Source organism: Burkholderia sp. Bp9142, from assembly GCF_003853415.1.
Taxonomy (GTDB): domain Bacteria; phylum Pseudomonadota; class Gammaproteobacteria; order Burkholderiales; family Burkholderiaceae; genus Burkholderia.
In genome coordinates, this window is record NZ_QTPP01000021.1 from 82,284 (window position 1) to 100,395 (window position 18,112).

At 66.3% G+C, this 18,112-nt stretch carries 21 protein-coding genes; 10 read left to right on the forward strand and 11 right to left on the reverse strand.

Features of this window, described 5'->3' with window-relative positions:
- Nucleotides 1-246 precede the first annotated feature (246 nt).
- Together DIE22_RS22605 and DIE22_RS22610 are read left to right on the forward strand one after the other, a co-directional pair.
- Nucleotides 247-576: a hypothetical protein gene (locus DIE22_RS22605; protein WP_124500186.1), complete on the forward strand. Its 330-nt coding sequence runs from the start codon at nt 247-249 to the stop codon at nt 574-576.
- A gap of 302 nt (nt 577-878) precedes the next feature.
- Entirely contained in the window at nt 879-1,379 is a 501-nt protein-coding gene (locus DIE22_RS22610; RefSeq protein ID WP_124500187.1) for a dihydrofolate reductase, read from the forward strand.
- 137 nt (nt 1,380-1,516) lie between these two features.
- On the opposite strand, the gene pmbA is transcribed toward DIE22_RS22610, so the two are convergent.
- Entirely contained in the window at nt 1,517-2,887 is a 1,371-nt protein-coding gene (gene pmbA / locus DIE22_RS22615) for a metalloprotease PmbA (protein WP_124500188.1), read from the reverse strand.
- A 128-nt stretch (nt 2,888-3,015) separates the two neighbouring features.
- Here pmbA and yjgA point away from each other — a divergent pair, with 128 nt between their 5' ends.
- On the forward strand, nt 3,016-3,636 hold the full coding sequence (gene yjgA / locus DIE22_RS22620; protein WP_311767465.1) for a ribosome biogenesis factor YjgA: 621 nt from the start codon (nt 3,016-3,018) through the stop codon (nt 3,634-3,636).
- Nucleotides 3,620-4,228 carry a molybdopterin adenylyltransferase gene (mog, locus tag DIE22_RS22625; RefSeq protein WP_124606134.1) on the forward strand — a complete coding sequence of 203 codons (609 nt, stop codon included), beginning with the start codon at nt 3,620-3,622 and terminating at the stop codon, nt 4,226-4,228. Before yjgA ends, mog begins: the two co-directional genes overlap by 17 nt.
- A 34-nt stretch (nt 4,229-4,262) precedes the next feature.
- On the opposite strand, the gene orn is transcribed toward mog, so the two are convergent.
- Nucleotides 4,263-4,883, reverse strand: coding sequence for an oligoribonuclease (gene orn / locus DIE22_RS22630; protein ID WP_124606135.1), 621 nt, complete (start codon nt 4,881-4,883; stop codon nt 4,263-4,265).
- 99 nt (nt 4,884-4,982) lie between these two features.
- Here orn and DIE22_RS22635 point away from each other — a divergent pair, with 99 nt between their 5' ends.
- Genes DIE22_RS22635 through DIE22_RS22645 form a run of 3 tightly spaced genes read left to right on the forward strand, consistent with a single transcriptional unit; the run spans nt 4,983 to nt 7,546 of the window.
- Nucleotides 4,983-6,242, forward strand: a complete 1,260-nt coding sequence (locus DIE22_RS22635; RefSeq protein ID WP_124606136.1) for a M48 family metallopeptidase — start codon at nt 4,983-4,985, stop codon at nt 6,240-6,242.
- Complete coding sequence (gene rsgA / locus DIE22_RS22640) at nt 6,239-7,180, forward strand: ribosome small subunit-dependent GTPase A (RefSeq protein WP_124500193.1); 942 nt, start codon at nt 6,239-6,241, stop codon at nt 7,178-7,180. The genes DIE22_RS22635 and rsgA overlap by 4 nt, the downstream gene beginning before the upstream one ends.
- Before the next feature lie 48 nt (nt 7,181-7,228).
- The gene (locus DIE22_RS22645; RefSeq protein ID WP_124500194.1) at nt 7,229-7,546 is read left to right on the forward strand and encodes a putative signal transducing protein; all 318 of its coding nucleotides are present in this window, start codon (nt 7,229-7,231) and stop codon (nt 7,544-7,546) included.
- Nucleotides 7,547-7,623: 77 nt separating this feature from the next.
- Here DIE22_RS22645 and DIE22_RS22650 read toward each other — a convergent pair whose 3' ends face one another.
- The 6 genes from DIE22_RS22650 to rpsP form a co-directional block, all read right to left on the reverse strand.
- Entirely contained in the window at nt 7,624-8,562 is a 939-nt protein-coding gene (locus DIE22_RS22650; RefSeq protein WP_124500195.1) for a CobD/CbiB family protein, read from the reverse strand.
- A 120-nt stretch (nt 8,563-8,682) separates the two neighbouring features.
- Nucleotides 8,683-9,369 (reverse strand): CoA pyrophosphatase, encoded by a 687-nt coding sequence (locus tag DIE22_RS22655; RefSeq protein ID WP_124500196.1) that lies wholly within the window; start codon nt 9,367-9,369, stop codon nt 8,683-8,685.
- A gap of 87 nt (nt 9,370-9,456) precedes the next feature.
- Nucleotides 9,457-9,849 (reverse strand): 50S ribosomal protein L19, encoded by a 393-nt coding sequence (gene rplS, locus DIE22_RS22660; RefSeq protein ID WP_006753174.1) that lies wholly within the window; start codon nt 9,847-9,849, stop codon nt 9,457-9,459.
- Nucleotides 9,850-9,982: 133 nt separating this feature from the next.
- Nucleotides 9,983-10,777: a tRNA (guanosine(37)-N1)-methyltransferase TrmD gene (trmD, locus tag DIE22_RS22665; RefSeq protein ID WP_124500197.1), complete on the reverse strand. Its 795-nt coding sequence runs from the start codon at nt 10,775-10,777 to the stop codon at nt 9,983-9,985.
- Nucleotides 10,777-11,454, reverse strand: coding sequence for a ribosome maturation factor RimM (gene rimM / locus DIE22_RS22670; protein WP_124500198.1), 678 nt, complete (start codon nt 11,452-11,454; stop codon nt 10,777-10,779). Before rimM ends, trmD begins: the two co-directional genes overlap by 1 nt.
- A gap of 42 nt (nt 11,455-11,496) precedes the next feature.
- Complete coding sequence (gene rpsP / locus DIE22_RS22675) at nt 11,497-11,751, reverse strand: 30S ribosomal protein S16 (RefSeq protein ID WP_006476550.1); 255 nt, start codon at nt 11,749-11,751, stop codon at nt 11,497-11,499.
- A gap of 154 nt (nt 11,752-11,905) precedes the next feature.
- Between rpsP and DIE22_RS22680 the strand changes: the two genes are divergently transcribed.
- Nucleotides 11,906-13,045 carry a sorbosone dehydrogenase family protein gene (locus DIE22_RS22680; RefSeq protein WP_124500199.1) on the forward strand — a complete coding sequence of 380 codons (1,140 nt, stop codon included), beginning with the start codon at nt 11,906-11,908 and terminating at the stop codon, nt 13,043-13,045.
- Between the two features lie 110 nt (nt 13,046-13,155).
- Nucleotides 13,156-13,623 carry an NINE protein gene (locus DIE22_RS22685; RefSeq protein WP_124500200.1) on the forward strand — a complete coding sequence of 156 codons (468 nt, stop codon included), beginning with the start codon at nt 13,156-13,158 and terminating at the stop codon, nt 13,621-13,623.
- An 18-nt stretch (nt 13,624-13,641) separates the two neighbouring features.
- Here the strand turns inward: DIE22_RS22685 and DIE22_RS22690 are convergent, their stop codons facing one another.
- Together DIE22_RS22690 and DIE22_RS22695 are read right to left on the reverse strand one after the other, a co-directional pair.
- On the reverse strand, nt 13,642-14,820 hold the full coding sequence (locus DIE22_RS22690) for a PA0069 family radical SAM protein (RefSeq protein ID WP_124606137.1): 1,179 nt from the start codon (nt 14,818-14,820) through the stop codon (nt 13,642-13,644).
- Nucleotides 14,821-14,911: 91 nt separating this feature from the next.
- A complete protein-coding gene (locus tag DIE22_RS22695; protein WP_006762687.1) occupies nt 14,912-15,400 on the reverse strand; it encodes an Lrp/AsnC ligand binding domain-containing protein in 489 nt (162 codons plus the stop codon).
- 145 nt (nt 15,401-15,545) lie between these two features.
- Here DIE22_RS22695 and DIE22_RS22700 point away from each other — a divergent pair, with 145 nt between their 5' ends.
- The gene (locus tag DIE22_RS22700; RefSeq protein WP_124500202.1) at nt 15,546-16,832 is read left to right on the forward strand and encodes a D-amino acid dehydrogenase; all 1,287 of its coding nucleotides are present in this window, start codon (nt 15,546-15,548) and stop codon (nt 16,830-16,832) included.
- A 326-nt stretch (nt 16,833-17,158) separates the two neighbouring features.
- Here DIE22_RS22700 and DIE22_RS22705 read toward each other — a convergent pair whose 3' ends face one another.
- Complete coding sequence (locus DIE22_RS22705) at nt 17,159-18,106, reverse strand: electron transfer flavoprotein subunit alpha/FixB family protein (protein ID WP_124606138.1); 948 nt, start codon at nt 18,104-18,106, stop codon at nt 17,159-17,161.
- Nucleotides 18,107-18,112 lie beyond the last annotated feature (6 nt).

Sequence of the window (18,112 nt, forward strand, 5' to 3'; positions counted from 1 at the left end):
CAATCGTCTGCACATAACGCACGCGCAGCGACACGCGCATGCATAGACACATGCGCCGATTTTCATCCTTGGAGCGTATCGATTGAATCCGCAGTATTCCCGAGCCCCTTCGTTTCACGGCTGAAACATTTCCCGGCGTTTTCCACTGCGATTCACAATGCTCGCGCGCAAATCGTAGACGCGACAACGCTCTTCGCCCGATGGCATGCATTTCGCTGAATGCGTAACGGATCGGAGAAGGCGGCCATGCGAACACTTTTTTCACGGTCTTTCGGGCAGGTGACGATTGCGTTCGCGCTCGCGTGCCTGTTCATGCCGGTACGCGCGGACGAAAGCGCGGAACGCGCGCGCGCGCTGCTTGCCGATGACGCACCGGGCATGCAACAGGGCAACCGGTTCATCATCGTACCCGTCGCCGTGCCGCAGCCGCGTTCGTCCGACAAGACATCGGTGACGCTGTGGGACGAGATCCCCCCGCCGTCTCCGCTGCCGCTGCCCGTGCCGCGCCCCGCGCCGCACCCCGGCGACGCGCAGCACGCGATGGAAGAAAAATCCGGGAACGGCGTGCGTCGATGATGCGCACACGATACCGGCGCCGTCCATTTAATGAGGATTACATACTGAATTGATGCGAAGCGGGCGATGCCGATCGTGCCCGGTTTCGTCGACGCCACGACGCGAACCGTTTTTGTGTCCGTCCCCCGGCGGGCACTCTTTTTATTCAGGACGTTGTGATGCGAAGGCCGCACATCGTCGCGAGCGGCGACGATGTGCGCGCGCCGGCACACCGGGCCTGCCGGCGCATCCGCACCGAAGCCGGCGCGTGCCGCGGTTCCGGTAGAATCGGCGCCATTCCGGTTCTCTCTTCCCCGACCTTCATGACGACGTTGACCCTGATCGTCGCGCGCGCCCGCAACGGCATCATCGGCCGCGACAACCAGTTGCCCTGGAAACTTCCCGAGGACCTCGCGTTCTTCAAGCGCACGACGATGGGCGCGCCGATCGTGATGGGCCGCAAGACCCACGAGTCGATCGGCCGGCCGCTGCCGGGCCGCCGCAACATCGTCGTCACGCGTGACGCAGCGCGCCGATTCGACGGCTGCGACACCGTCACGTCGCTCGCCGACGCGCTCGCGCTCGCCGCGCGCGACGGGGTGGCAGAAGCGTTCCTGATCGGCGGCGCGCAGCTCTATGCGGAAGGCCTCGCGCTCGCCGACAAGCTGGTCGTCACCGAGATCGATGCGGACTTCGACGGCGACGCGTCGTTCCCGGCCCCCGATCCCGCGCACTGGCACGAAGTGTCGCGCGAGCCGCACCAGGCCGCCGCGCCGAACACCTTCGGCTATGCGTTCGTCGTCTACGCGCGCAGGCGCGACTGACACGCGGCACGCGATAAAAAAGCCCGACCGGCTCATGAAAAACACCCCAAAAGGTTGGATCGATATCCAACTTTTGGGGTGCAGTTCACGCGTGCCGGTCGGGCTTTTTCGTTTCCTGGCGGCCGATGCCGCGCCGCTTACTGCCCGGCGATCGTCATCTGCTCGATGAGCACCGAACCCGTTTCCTTCGTCCCGCGCACGATCGAATCCGCGCCGATCGCGACGATATGCCGGAACATCTCCTGCAGCGTGCTCGCGACGGTGATTTCCTCGACCGGATACTGGATCACGCCGTTCTCGACCCAGAAGCCGGCCGCGCCGCGCGAATAGTCGCCGGTCACGTAGTTCACGCCCTGCCCCATCAGTTCGGTCAGCAAAAGGCCCGTGCCGAGCTTCTTCAGCATCGCGTCGAAGTCGTCGCCCGGCTGCGTGTTCGAGCTGCGCAGCGCGAGGTTGTGCGAGCCGCCCGCGTTACCGGTCGTCTGCGTGCCAAGCTTGCGCGCCGAATAGGTCGACAGGAAGTAACCTTCGACGACACCGTCGTTGACGACGCTGCGCGCACGCGTGCGCACGCCCTCCTCGTCGAACGGCGCACTGCCCATCGCGCGCGGCACGTGCGGATCCTCGACGACCTGGACATGCGGTGCGAACACCGGCTTGCCGAGGCTGTCGACGAGGAACGACGTCTTGCGGTACAGCGCGCCGCCGCTGACGGCCTGCACGAACGCGCCGAGCAGGCCCGCCGCGAGCGGTGCCTCGAACAGCACGGGCACCTTGCGGGTGTCGAGACGACGCGCGCCCATTCGCGCGAGCGCACGCTCGGCCGCGTAGCGCCCGACGGCTTCCGGCGCCGCGAGATCGACCGCGCTGCGCTTCGACGAATACCAGTCGTCGCGCTGCATGTGGCGGCCGCTGCCCGCGATCGGCGCGCACGCGATGTAGTGGCGCGAGTACGGGTAGCCGGCAAGGAAGCCGCGCGACGTCGCGAGCACGAACTGCGAATGCTGCGCCGACACGCTTGCGCCCTCCGAGTTGCGGATCTGCGGGCTGACCGCAAACGCGGCGTCTTCCGCGCGGCGTGCGAGCTCGACGGCCTCGTCGGCCGTCAGCGCCCACGGGTGATAGAGGTCGAGGTCGCGCGGGTCGGTTTCGAGCAGTTCCGCCTCGGCGAGGCCGGCCGCGTCGTCCTCGGCCGTGAAGCGCGCGATGTTGTACGCGGCGGCGACGGTATCCTTGATCGCGGCCGGCGAGAAATCCGACGTGCTCGCGTTGCCGCGCTTCTTGCCGATGAACACCGTCACGCCGACCATCTTGTCGCGGTTGTGTTCGATCGTCTCGACCTCGCCGCGGCGCACCGACACCGACAGGCCGTCGCCTTCGGAGATTTCGGTCGCGGCGTCCGTCGCGCCGAGCGCCTTCGCATGGCGAAGGATGTCCGAGGCAATTTCTTTGAGCTGGTCCTGCGTGTGCGGGAAATAGCGCGCTTGTACGTCGAGATTGGCTGCCATCGTCGTGATATCCGGTGGCGGGCGAGCCGCCCGCATGTTCAAAATGTTGCGTATCCCGCGATCATAGCAAGGTCCGGGGCCATATACCGACAAGCTTGGGGTGTCCGCGCCGCGATACAATGCCGCCCATGACACGCAAAACCCGAATCCAGCCGATCGAGCACGCCGACGACGACACCGGCAACGGCTACGATCGCCCCAGCAAATCCCAGTTGAAACGCGAGATGCACGCGCTGCAGGAGCTCGGCCAGGCGCTGGTCGACCTGCCGAAGGACGCGCTCAAGCGCATGCCGATGCCCGAGGCCCTCGCGGACGCCGTGCGCGAGGCGCGCCGGATCACCGATCACGAAGGCAAGCGCCGCCAGCTCCAGTATGTCGGCCGCGTAATGCGCTCGCTGACCGACGAAGAAACCGCCGCGCTGCGCACCGCGCTCGACGCCCAGCGAGGCGTGAACAGGGCTGCAACCGCCCGCCTGCACTGGATCGAGCGCACGCGCGAACAGCTGCTCGCCAGCGACGACGCGCTGACCGAATTCCTCCACCAGCACCCCGAAGCCGACATCCAGGAAGGCCGTACGCTGATCCGCAACGCGCGCAAGGAAGCGCAGCAAGGCAAGCCGCCGCGCTATTTCCGCGAACTGTTCCAGTGGATCAAGACCGCGAGCGGTACGGACGAGGCTGACAGTGACGAGGCTGACGGCGACGACGCGCCGGACGATGCCGGAGACGACCATGACGACGAAGCCTGACCACCCGGACGAGCTCGTGGTCGGCCTCGTGTCGATCAGCGACCGCGCCAGCACGGGCGTCTACGAGGACAAGGGCATCCCGGCGCTGCAGGAATGGCTCGCCGGCGCGCTGCGCTCGCCATGGCGCGCCGAAACCCGGCTGATCCAGGACGACGCGCCGACGATCTCGGCCACGCTGGCCGAACTCGTCGACGTGGCCGGCTGCGATCTGGTGCTGACGACGGGCGGCACCGGCCCCGCGCGCCGCGACGTGACGCCGGAAGCCACGCTGGCCGTGGCGACGAAGGAAATGCCGGGATTCGGCGAACAGATGCGGCAGATCAGCCTGAATTTCGTGCCGACCGCGATCCTGTCGCGGCAGGTCGCGGTGATCCGCGAGACGACCGACCACGCGGCGCTGATCATCAACCTGCCCGGCCAGCCGAAGTCGATCCGGGAAACGCTCGAAGGGCTGCGCGACGCTGACGGCAAGTCGACCGTGCCCGGCATCTTCGCCGCGGTGCCCTATTGCATCGACCTGATCGGCGGCCCGTACATCGAGACCGACGCCGCGGTGGTCGCGGCGTTCCGGCCGAAGAGCGCGCGGCGCTGAGCGCGTATCGAGCGCCGGGCGCGTGCCGGCCCGCTCAGGCGGCCGACGCGGACTCGCCTGCCGGCGCCGACGCGGCCGGGATCAGGAAATGCTCGCGGTAGTACTTCAGTTCGTCGATCGACTCGTGGATATCGGCGAGCGCGGTGTGCATCGCGCGCTTCTGGAAACCCTTGTAGATCGCGGGCTGCCAGCGGCGGCACAGCTCCTTGAGCGTGCTGACGTCCAGGTTGCGGTAATGGAAGAACCGCTCGAATTCCGGCATCCAGCGCGCCATGAAGCGGCGATCCTGGCAGATCGAGTTGCCGCACATCGGCGACTTGCCGGGCGACACGTACTGCGCGAGGAACGCCTCCAGCTGAGCGGCGGCGTCCGCCTCGGTCACGGTCGACGCGCGCACGCGGTCGATCAGGCCCGAGCGGCCGTGCGTCGACTTGTTCCAGTCGTCCATCTTCGCGAGCGTTTCGTCGCTCTGGTGGATCGCGAACACGGGGCCTTCCACCGCGATGTCGAGCGTGGAATTGGTCACGACGACCGCGATTTCGATGATGCGGTCGTTATCCGGGTCGAGGCCCGTCATCTCCATGTCGAGCCAGACGAGGTTCAACTCGTTGCGCACGAGCGCGGGCTGGCTGGTGGAAGCGGCGGTATCGGTCATGGGTCATCCTGGAAAATGGCGGACGGCGGGCGGCATCGCGTGAGCGGGCCCGGTCCGCAAGAACATATAATTCTCGCATAGAACCCTTTGGCGCCTCAGATGTCACCCTTTTCGTTCACCCTGCTGTTCGCGATCGCCGTGCTCGCGATGGTCGTCACCAAGCTGTGGCTCGCGTCGCGGCAGATCCGCTTCGTCGCCGCACACCGCAACGGCGTGCCCGCGCAGTTCAGCGCGACCATTCCGCTGACCGCCCACCAGCGCGCGGCCGACTACACGGTCGAGCGCACGCGGCTCGCGATGTTCGAGATCGTCGTCAGCGCGGCCGTGCTGGTCGGCCTCACGCTGCTCGGCGGCGTCGGCGCGCTCGACACGCTGCTGACGGGCTGGCTCGGCCGCGGCTACGGGCAGCAGGTCGCGCTCGTCGCCGCCGTCCTCGCGATCACGAGCGTGATCGACGTGCCGTTCGAGTACTACCGCCAGTTCGGGATCGAGCAGCGGTTCGGCTTCAACCGGATGACCAAGCGCCTGTTCTTCACCGACATGCTGAAGAACACGCTCCTCGGCGCCGTGCTCGGCCTGCCGCTGCTGTTCGTCGTATTGTGGCTGATGAACCAGGCCGGCAGTCTGTGGTGGCTGTGGACCTGGATCGTCTGGGGCGCATTCCAGATGCTCGTGCTGCTGATCTACCCGACCTTCATCGCGCCGATCTTCAACAAGTTCGAACCGCTGAAGGATGAGGCGCTGCGCACACGCATCGAGTCGCTGATGAAACGGTGCGGTTTCGCGTCGAAGGGCCTGTTCGTGATGGACGGCAGCCGCCGTTCCGCGCACGGCAACGCGTACTTCACGGGCTTCGGCGCATCGAAGCGGATCGTGTTCTTCGACACGCTGCTCGCGCGGCTGACCGGCCAGGAAATCGAGGCCGTGCTCGCGCATGAACTCGGCCACTTCAAGCGCCGCCACGTGATGAAGCGGATGCTGGTGTCGTTCGTGCTGAGCCTCGTGCTGCTCGCGCTGCTCGGCTGGCTCGCGCAGCGCACGTGGTTCTACACGGGGCTCGGCGTCACACCGTCACTCGACTCGAGCAACGCGGGCGCCGCGCTCGTGCTGTTCTTCCTCGCGATCCCGGTGTTCCTGTTCTTCGCGACGCCGTTCAGCAGCCTCACGTCGCGCAAGCACGAGTTCGAGGCCGACGCGTTCGCGGCCAGCCAGACCGACGCGCAGGATCTCGTCAGCGCGCTCGTGAAGCTCTATGAGGACAACGCGTCGACGCTCACGCCCGACCCCGTCTACACGGCCTTCTACTACTCGCATCCGCCTGCGTCGCAGCGGATCGACCGCCTGATGCAGCACGCATGAGCCGGCCGACATCCCGCAAGCCGGCCCCGCGCGCACCGGGCGCGCCGCGTGTCGAAGGCCGCGTGATCGCGGCGCACGGTCGCCACTACATCGTCGCCCCCGGCGACGGCGGCCCGATGCTGCAGTGCTTCCCGCGCGGCAAGAAAAGCGAGATCGCGGTCGGCGACCGCGTCGTGTACGAACAGGCATCGGCCGACCAGGGCGTGATCGTCGAGATCGGCGAGCGGCGCAACCTGCTGTACCGTTCCGACCAGTTCAAGTCGAAGCTGTTCGCGGCCAACCTCGACCAGTTGCTGATCGTGCTCGCGACCGAGCCCTATTTCAGCGAGGATTTGCTCGGCCGCGCGCTGATCGCGGCCGAAGCGAACGAACTGAAGCCGCTCGTCGTGCTGAACAAGATCGACGTCGAGGCCGCGCTGCCGGTCGCCCGCGAGCGCCTCGCACCCTACCGCGCGCTCGGCTACGACGTGCTCGAACTGTCGGTGAAGGGCTCGCCCGACGATGCGCGCGCGCAGCTAATGCCGCATCTGGCCGGCCATTCGACGATCCTGCTCGGCCAGTCCGGGATGGGCAAGTCGACGCTCGTGAACCTGCTCGTGCCCGATGCCGAGGCCGCGACCCGCGAAATCTCGGCCGCGCTCAACAGCGGCCGCCACACGACGACGTTCACGCGCCTGTACCCGCTCGAAGGCGGCGGCGCGCTGATCGATTCGCCGGGTTTCCAGGAATTCGGCCTCTACCACCTGACCGAAGGCCGCCTCGAGCGTGCGTTTCCGGAATTCCGCCCACTGCTCGCGGACTGCCGTTTCTATAATTGCCATCATCTGCAGGAGCCGGGCTGCGCAATTCTCGACGCCGTCGCCGATGGCCGCATTGCGCCGTCGCGGCATGCGCTTTACGCGCAGCTCGTGCACGAGGCAAGCCAGATCGTCCGCTGACCGCGCTGCGGGCAGAAGGCGGCCTGGCCTTCACCGACAGGAGCCGCGATGCGTTTCAAGGCCCCCGATCTTGCAACCGCGCAGCATTGGGCGAACGTGCTGCAGGTGGCCGGCATCGGTTGCGAGCTGCACAACTGCTACGCGACCGGTGCGCTCGGTGGCCTGCCCGCCGACGCATGCGCGCCCGAGCTGTGGCTCGATGACGAGCGCGACGACGCGCTCGCGCGGCGGCTCCTCGATGCGGCGTCGCACGGCCCGTCGGCCGGCGCCGCGCCGTGGCGCTGCCGCCAATGCGGCGAGGCGCTCGAGGCCCAGTTCACCGCCTGCTGGCAATGCGGCGCCGTGCGTGATCCGCGCGACGACTGAACGGATTGACCTGACGCACGGCAAAAAGGCCGGCATCGAGCCGGCCTTTTCATTTCATCGGGCGCCGAGCGAGCGCGTCACGACACCCAGACCGCCAGCGTCAGCAGCAACAGCAGGATCATCCACAGGATCACGGCGCGCCACACCAGGCCGACCGCCGACTGCAGCGTACGCGGCGTGCAATCATCACCAACCGTCAACGGCCCGCTGTCGCCGACCGCCAGCGCGTCGAGGCTCGACGGTTCCGCGAGCGGCCCCGCGAGGCGCGCGCCGAGCGCGCCGCTACCGGCCGCGAGCAGCACGCCGTCGTTCGGGTCGGGCCACTGGCGCGTGTGATTGCGCCACGCGTAGATCGCATCCTCGAAGTTGCCGACGATCGCGAAGCCGAGCGCGGTCAGCCGCGACGGAATCCAGTCGATCACGAAGAACGCGCGCTGCGCGAACGTCGAGAACGCGGCCGTGCGATCGTCGGCCGGCGTCGACCAGCTGCGTGCGAGATACTCGGAGATGCGGTACAGCACGGCACCGGCCGGACCGATCGGCAGCACGTACCAGAAGAACACGCCGAACACGTGGCGATGCGACGCTACGACCGCATGAATCAGCGTATGGCGGACGATTTCGCCGACCGGCATGTCGACCGTGTCGAGGCCCGTCCATTCGTGCAGGATTTCTCGCGCGCGCGGCACATCGTCGTTGTTGAGCGCGAGATGGATATCGGTGAAGTAGTGGCTGAACTGGCGGAAGCCGAGCGTGAAATACACCACGACGACGTTCCAGATGAACGCGAGCACGAAGCTCACCTTGTACAGCAGGAAGTAGACCAGTGCGACGACCAGTACCCACGGCAGCACGACGGCGAGCCATGCGAGCACGCCATGCTTTTGCTTGCCGGCGTCGAGGCCATGCGCGACGGTTTCCGCATGAAACTGGAACAGCGCGAACACCGGATTGCTCGGCGACAACGCGCGGACCTGTTCGATGATGAGAGCGAGGAGAACCGAAAAGAAAGTCATGCGTGGCGCCGTCTTCGGAGTTATGTCATTTTTTGCATAACGATAGCACAGCGTAAGCGACGCATGGCTGCTGGCGCGACGGGCCGGGAGCCGGCCGCGTGGGCAGGATCAGTCGGGATGTTATCCGGCTGCCAAGAAGCGGTACAGATTGCGCAACATGGCGGCAGTTGCGCCCCAGATGAAGTAATGCCCGGTCGATTCACCATTCGGATAGGGCATCGCAAAAAAACGACGTTCGCCGCCTTCCCAGCGGAACACGCGCACCTGGTGGTTCGCTGGACTCATCAGGAACGCGAGCGGCACCTCGAAAATCTCGGCGACTTCGAACGTGTCGGCCTGCACGGTGAACGGCGGATGCACGAGCCCCACGACGGGCGCCACGCAGAAGCCGGTACCCGTCAGGTAGTCGGGCAGCGCACCGAGAATCTCGACCCGTTCGGCGGCCAGTCCGATTTCCTCCTTCGCCTCGCGCAACGCGGTCGCCGTCGCATCGCGATCGAACGGCTCGCGGCGGCCGCCGGGGAAGCTGATCTGTCCGGCATGGTCGTTCAGGTGATCGGCGCGCTGGGTCAGCAGCACGGTGAGGCCGCTCTCGCGGACGACGAGCGGTACGAGGACGGCGGCGCTGCGCGGATCAACGCCCTCCTGCAATCGTGCGTCGCTCGGCTCGACACTCCATTCGAGCGTGCGCGCGAAACGCTCGCGCAGCCCGGGCGGCGTCATCAGGCGGGAATCGATGGATGGCAGGCCGGCACCGGTGCCTTCGACCGGCAGCACTTCGGGGTCAATGATGGGGCGGCGATTCAATGGGGCTCTCGGGTTCGTGACGTATCGAGCATATTGTCGCGCCAGAATGAAAAAAGCACCCGGGAGGGTGCTTTTTCCTTACAGCTCTTACTCTTGGGAAGCTGCTGCGGCGCGATCCTTCGACACCAGCTTTTCCTTGATTCGAGCCGACTTGCCCGAACGCTCGCGCAGGTAGTACAGCTTCGCGCGACGCACATCACCGCGACGCTTCACGACGATGCTCGCCAGCAGCGGCGAGTAGGTCTGGAACGTACGCTCGACGCCTTCGCCCGACGAGATCTTGCGGACGATGAAGTTCGAGTTCAGGCCACGGTTGCGAATCGCGATCACGACGCCTTCGTAAGCCTGAACGCGCTTGCGGTTACCTTCAACCACGTTCACGTTCACGATCACCGTATCGCCCGGGGCGAATTCGGGGATCGTCTTGCCGGCGAGCGCGCGCTCGATTTCTTCCTGCTCAAGTTTTGCAATCAGATTCATCACAGACTCCTAAAGCCATCTTGTCGGCGTTTGCACCCGCCTGCTTCCAGGCCTGGCCCCGATAGAGGATGGATTCACATCAGGCACCGCGCACGCATGCACGGCACCGCCATTTCCCGCCCGCGACGCCGCCTCAGGAGGCGTTCTTCGCTTCGCGTGCGAGGTTCGCAAGCCACGCCTCGTCGGCACGGCTCAGCAACTTCTCGCGGCGCGCCCGGACGATCAGGTCCGGCCGCTTCCGCAACGTATTCTTCAATGCTTCCTGGCGCCGCCACCGCTCGATCTCGGCATGATGCCCGCCGAGCAGCACGTCCGGCACGCGCATCCCCTCGTATTCCTCGGGGCGCGTGTAATGCGGACAATCGAGCAGCCCGTCGGCGAAGCTGTCCTGCACGGCCGACTGCGCATCGTTCAGCACGCCGGGCAGCAGGCGCACGACGGCATCCATCATCGCCATCGCCGGCAGTTCGCCGCCGGACAGAACGAAATCGCCGAGGCTGATTTCCTCGTCGACGCAACGGTCGAGCAGACGCTGATCGATCGCCTCGTAGCGGCCGCACAGCACGATGACACCCGGCTCCTGCGCCATCCGCACCGCACGTTCGTGCGTGAACGGCGCACCTTGCGGCGACATCATCACCACACGCGTGCTCGCGACGCCCTGCTCCGCCTGCGCTGCCTTCGCAGCGCCGATCGCGGCCTCGAGCGGCCTGGCCAGCATCACCATGCCCGGACCGCCGCCGTACGGACGATCGTCGACCGTGCGGTAGTTGTCCGTCGTGAAATCACGCGGGTTCCAGGTGCGCAGCCCGAAGCGCTCCTGCTTCACGGCCCGGCTGGTGATTCCCCAGTCGGTCAGCGCGCGGAACATTTCGGGAAAGAGCGTGACGACGTCGAACTGCACCGCGCTCTCCGTAACCTGGTTCATTAGTAATCGGCGTCCCAGTCGACGACGATGCGACGTGCCGCCTGATCCACCGTCTTGACGTATACGCCGACGAACGGAATCAGCCGCTCGTCGGTGGTCGGCTGACCATCCTTGCCGACTGCCGGATACTCGACGCGCATGATCGAATGCACGCCGTTGTCGATCATCCCGCTCACTGTCCCGAGCGCCACCGATTGCTCGTTGACGACCTCGAGGCCGATCAGGTCGACCCAATAGAATTCGTCCGCGGCCAATGCCGGAAAATCTTCCCGGCGCACGAACACGCGAAAGCCGCGCAAAGCCAGTGCGGCATCGCGGTCGCTGACACCCGCGGCATGCGCGACGACAGTGTCGCCGTGCGTCTTCGACTGCAGGATGCGGGCGGACAACCGCTCCCCACCCCGTTCCAGCCACCAGCAGCGCGCGTTAAGCAGCGCGTCGCCGCCGCGACCGGCGTCGGCATGCGTCGCCACCTTGATCCAGCCCTTCAGGCCGTAGGCGTCGACCACTGCCCCGACCTCGACGGCATCGTCGGGCCAGGCTTGCGCCGCTTCGAGACTGCCCTGCTCGGCAGCCCTACCGGCGCTCGCGACAACGTCGCGCTCGACCGGCTTGCGGACGAATGCGCCAAACGACGCTCGCCCGCGCTTTGCGTTACCGGAATCGTGACCGGACATCAATGCTCCTTGCAGCCGGCACGACCGGCACACCGCGCCATGTTAGGCAGCCGGTTGCGCCTTTTGCGCTTCCTTCACGAGACGCTGGACGGTCGGCGACAGTTGCGCGCCAACACCTTGCCAGTACGTCAGGCGGTCCTGAGCGATACGCAGCGATTCGCCCTTCGTAGCGACCGGGTTGTAGAAGCCGACGCGCTCGATGAAGCGGCCGTCACGACGGTTACGCGAATCGGTAGCAACGATGTTGTAGAACGGGCGCTTCTTCGAGCCGCCGCGAGCCAGACGGATGATAACCATATGAAATCCTTCGGGAAAACCGGGTTCGAAACTACTGAAACGTGCGATTATAGCCGGAAACCAAAGCCACAACAAACACTTACGCGCAAAAATTCCGCAAACGCCCTGTCCGCCGGGCATACAATCGTCGTGTCCACGACGCTCCCCCGCCGCCATGCCGCCATTTCGCGTCACTCCGGCGCGCCGCGTACAGCGCCGCCTCGCGGGCTTGCTGGCCGGCCTCGGTACCTGCCTCGCAGCCACCGCGGCTTGCGCCGCACCACCGGTGGGCGAACTCGTCGTGCCGCCCGGCTTCCATGTCGACATGCTGACCGACGCCGTTCCGACCGCGCGCGAAATGGCGTGGTCGCCGCGCGGGATTCTGTATGTCGGCTCGCGAGAAGGCCGCGTGCATGCATTTGCGCTGCAAGAGGGCCGGATCACCGCCCGCTACGTGATCGCATCGGGGCTCGACATGCCCGTCGGGGTCGCGTATCGCGACGGCGCGCTCTATATCTCCGCGGTATCGCGCATCCTGCGCCTCGACCACATCGACGACCGGCTCGCCAGGCCGCCCGCGCCGGTAGTCGTGACGGACGCGCTGCCGACCGATCACCAGCACGGCTGGAAATTCATCGCGTTCGGGCCCGACGGCAAGCTCTACGTGCCGACCGGCGCGCCGTGCAACGTGTGCCTCGCCGATCGCGGCCGCTACGCGATCATCGCACGGATGAACGCCGACGGCAGCGGCCGCGAAGTATTTGCCCGCGGCGTGCGCAATACCGTCGGCTTCGCATGGCACCCCGATTCGGGCGAGCTATGGTTCACCGACAACGGGCGCGACCTGATGGGCGACGACGTGCCCGACGACAAGCTGAACCGCGCGCCGCGCGCGGGACTCGACTTCGGTTTTCCGTACTGCCACGGCGGCGACACACCCGACCCCGAATTCGGGAGCGCCGACGTGTGCCGCCGCTATGTGCCGCCCGTGCTGAAACTCGGCGCGCACGTCGCCGCACTCGGCATGCGCTTCTATACGGGGCTGATGTTCCCGGCGTCGTATCGCAACAACGTCTTCATTGCCGAGCACGGTTCGTGGAACCGCAGCACGAAGGTCGGCTACCGCGTGATGCGCGCGGTCGTGTCGGCCGACGGCAGCCACGCGCGCCAGACACCGTTCATTACCGGCTGGCTGCGCGCGGACGGCACCGCGTGGGGACGCCCGGCCGACGTGCTGCCGCTGCCGGACGGCTCGCTGCTCGTCAGCGACGACTACGCGGGCGCCATCTACCGCGTCACCTATGCGGCACCTTGACGCAGGCGAGGGGTGACCGGGCCCGACCGGGCATCGTAGAATGCGTGCCGGGCCGAGCGCCCCGCGCCGGCCTGCCGGCCGCCCATGCCAACGACAATCCGCCGCCACCCATGTCCAGCAGTACCGCACCGTCACGCCGCTTCCGCTCCAAGACGCTCACCGCCGCCCTCGCGTTCCTGTTCGGTTCACTCGGCGCGCACCGCTTCTACCTGTACGGCTTGCGCGACATGTACGGCTGGGCGCACCTGCTCGCGACGATTGTCGGGATTCCGGGTTTCATGCTGCTCGCCGCGACCCAGCGCAGCGCCGGCCTCGGCTGGTGGCTCGCCGTGCCGGGTGCGATCTCGCTGCTGGCCGCGTTCCTCGCCGCGCTCGTCTACGGCCTGCGCCCCGACGAAAAATGGGACGCGCAATTCAATGCCGATACGGGCAAGCACAGCCGGTCGGGCTGGACGGTGATCTTCATCGTGATCTTCTCGCTGCTGATCGGCGCGTTCCTGCTGATGACCGCGCTCGCGCTGTCGTTCCAGACGTATTTCGAATCGCAAGTCGAGGCGGCGAAGCAGATTTCGCAGTAAACTGCCGACACGCGTCGGTCAGAACAGGCTCAACTGCATGTCGTCACGCGACTTCGCGCCGCTTGCGCCCGCCACCGTACGCCGAGTTGCAGCCCCGGCCGCCGGCGCACCGCGAAACTGCGACAGATCCAGAATGCCGTTCGCGCGCTCGTTCAACCCGAGCCGCTTCACGGCCTGACGGAAACGCTGACGCAACAGGTCGGCCCAGATCCCCTCCCCCTTCATCCGTTTCGAGAAATCCGAGTCGTAGTCCTTCCCGCCGCGCATGTCGCGCACGCGGTTCATCACGCGCTCCGCACGATCGGGGAAATGCGCGGAGAGCCAGTGCTTGAACAGCGGCGCGACCTCCCACGGCAGCCGCAGGATGATGTAGCTCGCATGCGTCGCACCGGCTTCCGCACAGGCTTCCAGCACGCGCTCCATGTCCGGCTCGGTGACGAACGGGATCATCGGTGCGATGCTGACGCCCACCGGCACGCCCGCGTCGCGCAATGCGCGGATCGTGCGCAGCCGGCGCGCCGGCGTCGCCGCACGCGGCTCGAGCGTGCGCGCGAGATCAGCGTCGAGCGTCGTGATCGTGACCGCGGCCATCACCTGCCCGCGTTCGGCCATCGGGGCCAGCAGGTCCAGATCGCGCTCGATCAGCGACGATTTCGTGATCGCGGCGAACGGCAGCCCGCGATCGTGCATCACCTGGATCACGCTGCGCGTGATGCGCAGATCGCGCTCGACCGGCTGGTATGCGTCGGTATTGACACCGAGCGCGATCGGCTCCGGCACGTAACGCTTGCGCGAAATCTCGCGCTCGAGCAGTTCGGCCGCGTTGACCTTCGCATAGATGCGGCTCTCGAAATCGAGCCCCGGCGACAGGCCCAGATAACTATGGGTCGGCCGTGCAAAGCAGTAGATGCAGCCATGCTCGCAGCCGCGATACGGATTGAGCGACACGCTGAACGGAATGTCCGGCGACTGGTTGTGCGTCAGGATGCTCTTTGCGCGCTCCTCAAACACCAGTGTGCGCAGCGAAGCGGGCAGATCGGCGTCGTCCGATTCGTGCGTCCAGCCGTCGTCGACCGCTTCGCGCAGCGCCGTTTCGTACCGCCCCTGGAGGTTGTCGACCGCACCGCGCCCCTTGCGGGGCGCCGGCGGCGCTATCGGAAATTCGTTGTCGGACCGACCGTCCATGCGCTCACCCATTCGCCTGCACCCAATACTGTATATTTATACAGTATTGGGTGCAGCATGCCAAGGGCGGGATAGAAGGACCGACAGCGGGTCGCAGCCGCGGTCATTCGCCGACCGAAATCGTCAGCGTCTCCTTGATTTCCTCCATCACGACATAGCTCTTCGACTGCACCGCGCCGGGCAGCTGCAGCAGGATGTCGCCGAGCAGCTTGCGATAGTCGGCCATTTCACCGATCCGCGCCTTGATCAGGTAGTCGAAGTCGCCGGACACGAGATGGCATTCGAGCACCTCGTCGATCTTCATCACTTCGCGACGGAACTGCTCGAACATGTTGCCGCCCTTGTGGCCGAGCGTGATCTCGACGAACACCAGCAACGCGGCGCCGAGCTGGCCCGGATCGACGCGTGCGTGATAGCCGGTGATGACGCCGTCGCGCTCCATGCGCCGCACGCGCTCGATGCATGGCGTCACGGTCAGTCCGACCTGTTCCGCGAGGTCCTTCATCGCCATCCGGCCGTCGTCCTGGAGCAGTTTGAGGATGCGCCGGTCGAGCTTGTCGAGCGAGCGTACTGGCTGGCGTTGCGTTCTCATTTGTTTATGCTGAAAACCTGAAAAATACGATAACAAAACCTACACATTCGACAATACCATAGCGCAAAAAACTAGATCAGATAGAGGTTACACGGAGACGCAGGTGCGCCCGGCCTCGACCTGAATCCTTCCATCTGGAGCAGCTATGCGAGTCGTCATTCTGGGCAGCGGTGTGGTGGGCGTGGCAAGCGCGTATTACCTCGCGCGCGCCGGTCATGAAGTCACGGTGATCGACCGCGAGGCCGGCCCGGCACTCGATACGAGCTTCGCGAACGCGGGCCAGATCTCGCCCGGCTATGCCGCGCCGTGGGCCGCGCCCGGCGTGCCGCTGAAGGCCGTCAAGTGGATGTTCGAAAAGCACGCGCCGCTTGCGATCCGCCTCGACGGCACGCGTTTCCAGCTCCAGTGGATGTGGCAGATGCTGCGCAACTGCACGGCCGAGCGCTATGCGGTCAACAAGGGCCGCATGGTCCGCCTCGCCGAATACAGCCGCGATTGCCTGCAGGCGCTGCGCGCCGACACGGGCATCCAGTACGAAGGCCGCACGGGCGGCACGCTGCAGCTGTTCCGCACGCAACAGCAACTCGACGGCGCGGCGAAGGACATCGCGGTGCTGCAGGAAGCGAACGTGCCGTTCGAACTGCTGTCGCCGGCCGAACTGAAGCATGCCGAACCGGCGCTCGCCGCCGTGTCGCACAAGCTGACGGGCGGCCTGCGCCTGCCGGGCGACGAAACGGGCGACTGCCAGCTGTTTACGACGCGCCTCGCGGCGCTCGCGGAATCGCTCGGCGTGAAGTTCCGCTACAACACGCCGATCGACGCGCTCGCGATCGCGGGCGGCAAGATCGCCGGCGTGCAGTGCGGCAGCGAGATGGTGCGCGCGGATGCGTACGTCGTCGCGCTCGGGTCGTACTCGACCCGCTTCGTCTCGAACCTGATGAAGATCCCCGTCTACCCGCTGAAGGGCTATTCGATCACCGCGCCGATCGTCAACGAGGCGGCTGCCCCCGTCTCGACGGTGCTCGACGAAACCTACAAGATCGCGATCACGCGTTTCGACCAGCGCATCCGCGTCGGCGGCATGGCCGAGATCGTCGGCTTCGACAAGAACCTGCGCACAGCGCGCCGCGAAACGCTCGAAATGTGCGTGAACGACCTGTTCCCGGGCGGCGGCGACACGTCGAAGGCAACGTTCTGGACGGGCCTGCGCCCGATGACGCCGGACGGCACGCCGATCGTCGGCCGCACGCCGGTCTCGAACCTGTTCCTCAACACCGGCCACGGCACGCTCGGCTGGACGATGTCGTGCGGGTCGGGCCAGTTGCTCGCCGACCTGATCTCGGGCAAGAAGCCGGCGATCCAGGCCGACGACCTGTCGGTGCATCGCTACCTGAAGGACGTGGCCGGCCAGCCGCGCCCGGCATACGCATAAGCCGGAACGGCCCGCTGCGGCAAGGGTCGGGCAGCTACAACGAAAACGGCGCCCTGCGGGGCGCCGTTTTCGTTGTAGCGAACGCATCGCCCGATCGGGACGAGACCTCCGTTACCGCGAGCGCACGCTCGTTGCCCTTCGCGCCGACGATCGACGCTTCGGCCTGCCTGACCGCATCAGGACACGTTCGTCGCAGCATTGCGCGATCGCGATCTTCGTTCGCATCGAAGAATGCCCTCGCCCACTCCGGCCGTGGCGCAAAAAAAGGGGCGCTCATCGCGCCCCTGGTCTTGCTGCGTAACTTACCGCCGAAGCGGCATGCCGCGTCAGCCGAGCTCGTTCACGAGTTCCGGCACGAGCGCGAACAGATCGCCGACGAGGCCGTAATCGGCCACGCTGAAGATCGGCGCTTCCGGATCCTTGTTGATCGCGACGATCACCTTCGAATCCTTCATGCCGGCCAGATGCTGGATCGCCCCCGAGATGCCGACCGCGATGTACAGCTGCGGCGCGACGATCTTGCCGGTCTGGCCGACCTGGTAGTCGTTCGGCACGTAGCCCGCGTCGACGGCCGCGCGCGAGGCGCCGAGGGCTGCCGACAGCTTGTCCGCCAGCGGCTCGAGCACCTTCGTGTAGTTTTCGCCGCTGCCCAGGCCACGACCGCCCGACACGATGATGTGCGCCGACGTCAGCTCCGGACGGTCCAGCTTCGTCACTTCACGGCTCACGAATTGCGACTTGCCGGCATCAGCCGCTGCTTCGATCTTCTCGACCGACGCGCTGCCGCCTTCCGCCGCAACCGGATCGAAGCCCGTTGCGCGCACCGTGATGACCTTGACCGGATCGCCCGACTGCACCGTCGCGATCGCGTTGCCTGCGTAGATCGGACGCTCGAACGTGTCGGCCGAATCGACCGCCGTGATGTCCGAGATCTGCGCGACGTCCAGCTTCGCGGCAATGCGCGGCGCGATGTTCTTGCCGTAGGCGGTGGCCGGCGCGAGGATGTGCGAGTAGTCCTTCGCGATGTTCAGCGCGGTCGCTTCGACGTTTTCCGCGAGGCCCGCTTCGAGCTGCGGCGCGTCGGCCAGCAGCACCTTCGACACGCCTGCGATCTTCGCTGCCGCGTCCGCCGCCGCTTGCGCGTTATGGCCCGCGACCAGCACGTGAATGTCACCGCCGACGAATTTGCCAACCTCGGCCGCCGCTGCCACCGTGTTCAGCGTCGCGGCCTTGATCGACGCGTTGTCGTGTTCCGCAATAACCAGAATCGTCATTTCTTT

Excerpts from the sequence above, each read along its gene's own strand:
- DIE22_RS22605 (WP_124500186.1), top strand. The coding sequence starts at position 247 with ATGCGAACACTTTTTTCACGGTCTTTCGGGCAGGTGACGATTGCGTTC.
- DIE22_RS22610 (WP_124500187.1), top strand. The coding sequence starts at position 879 with ATGACGACGTTGACCCTGATCGTCGCGCGCGCCCGCAACGGCATCATC.
- pmbA (WP_124500188.1), bottom strand. The coding sequence starts at position 2,887 with ATGGCAGCCAATCTCGACGTACAAGCGCGCTATTTCCCGCACACGCAG.
- yjgA (WP_311767465.1), top strand. The coding sequence starts at position 3,016 with ATGACACGCAAAACCCGAATCCAGCCGATCGAGCACGCCGACGACGAC.
- mog (WP_124606134.1), top strand. The coding sequence starts at position 3,620 with ATGACGACGAAGCCTGACCACCCGGACGAGCTCGTGGTCGGCCTCGTG.
- orn (WP_124606135.1), bottom strand. The coding sequence starts at position 4,883 with ATGACCGATACCGCCGCTTCCACCAGCCAGCCCGCGCTCGTGCGCAAC.
- DIE22_RS22635 (WP_124606136.1), top strand. The coding sequence starts at position 4,983 with ATGTCACCCTTTTCGTTCACCCTGCTGTTCGCGATCGCCGTGCTCGCG.
- rsgA (WP_124500193.1), top strand. The coding sequence starts at position 6,239 with ATGAGCCGGCCGACATCCCGCAAGCCGGCCCCGCGCGCACCGGGCGCG.
- DIE22_RS22645 (WP_124500194.1), top strand. The coding sequence starts at position 7,229 with ATGCGTTTCAAGGCCCCCGATCTTGCAACCGCGCAGCATTGGGCGAAC.
- DIE22_RS22650 (WP_124500195.1), bottom strand. The coding sequence starts at position 8,562 with ATGACTTTCTTTTCGGTTCTCCTCGCTCTCATCATCGAACAGGTCCGC.
- rplS (WP_006753174.1), bottom strand. The coding sequence starts at position 9,849 with ATGAATCTGATTGCAAAACTTGAGCAGGAAGAAATCGAGCGCGCGCTC.
- trmD (WP_124500197.1), bottom strand. The coding sequence starts at position 10,777 with ATGAACCAGGTTACGGAGAGCGCGGTGCAGTTCGACGTCGTCACGCTC.
- rimM (WP_124500198.1), bottom strand. The coding sequence starts at position 11,454 with ATGTCCGGTCACGATTCCGGTAACGCAAAGCGCGGGCGAGCGTCGTTT.
- rpsP (WP_006476550.1), bottom strand. The coding sequence starts at position 11,751 with ATGGTTATCATCCGTCTGGCTCGCGGCGGCTCGAAGAAGCGCCCGTTC.
- DIE22_RS22680 (WP_124500199.1), top strand. The coding sequence starts at position 11,906 with ATGCCGCCATTTCGCGTCACTCCGGCGCGCCGCGTACAGCGCCGCCTC.
- DIE22_RS22685 (WP_124500200.1), top strand. The coding sequence starts at position 13,156 with ATGTCCAGCAGTACCGCACCGTCACGCCGCTTCCGCTCCAAGACGCTC.
- DIE22_RS22690 (WP_124606137.1), bottom strand. The coding sequence starts at position 14,820 with ATGGGTGAGCGCATGGACGGTCGGTCCGACAACGAATTTCCGATAGCG.
- DIE22_RS22695 (WP_006762687.1), bottom strand. The coding sequence starts at position 15,400 with ATGAGAACGCAACGCCAGCCAGTACGCTCGCTCGACAAGCTCGACCGG.
- DIE22_RS22700 (WP_124500202.1), top strand. The coding sequence starts at position 15,546 with ATGCGAGTCGTCATTCTGGGCAGCGGTGTGGTGGGCGTGGCAAGCGCG.
- DIE22_RS22705 (WP_124606138.1), bottom strand. The coding sequence starts at position 18,106 with ATGACGATTCTGGTTATTGCGGAACACGACAACGCGTCGATCAAGGCC.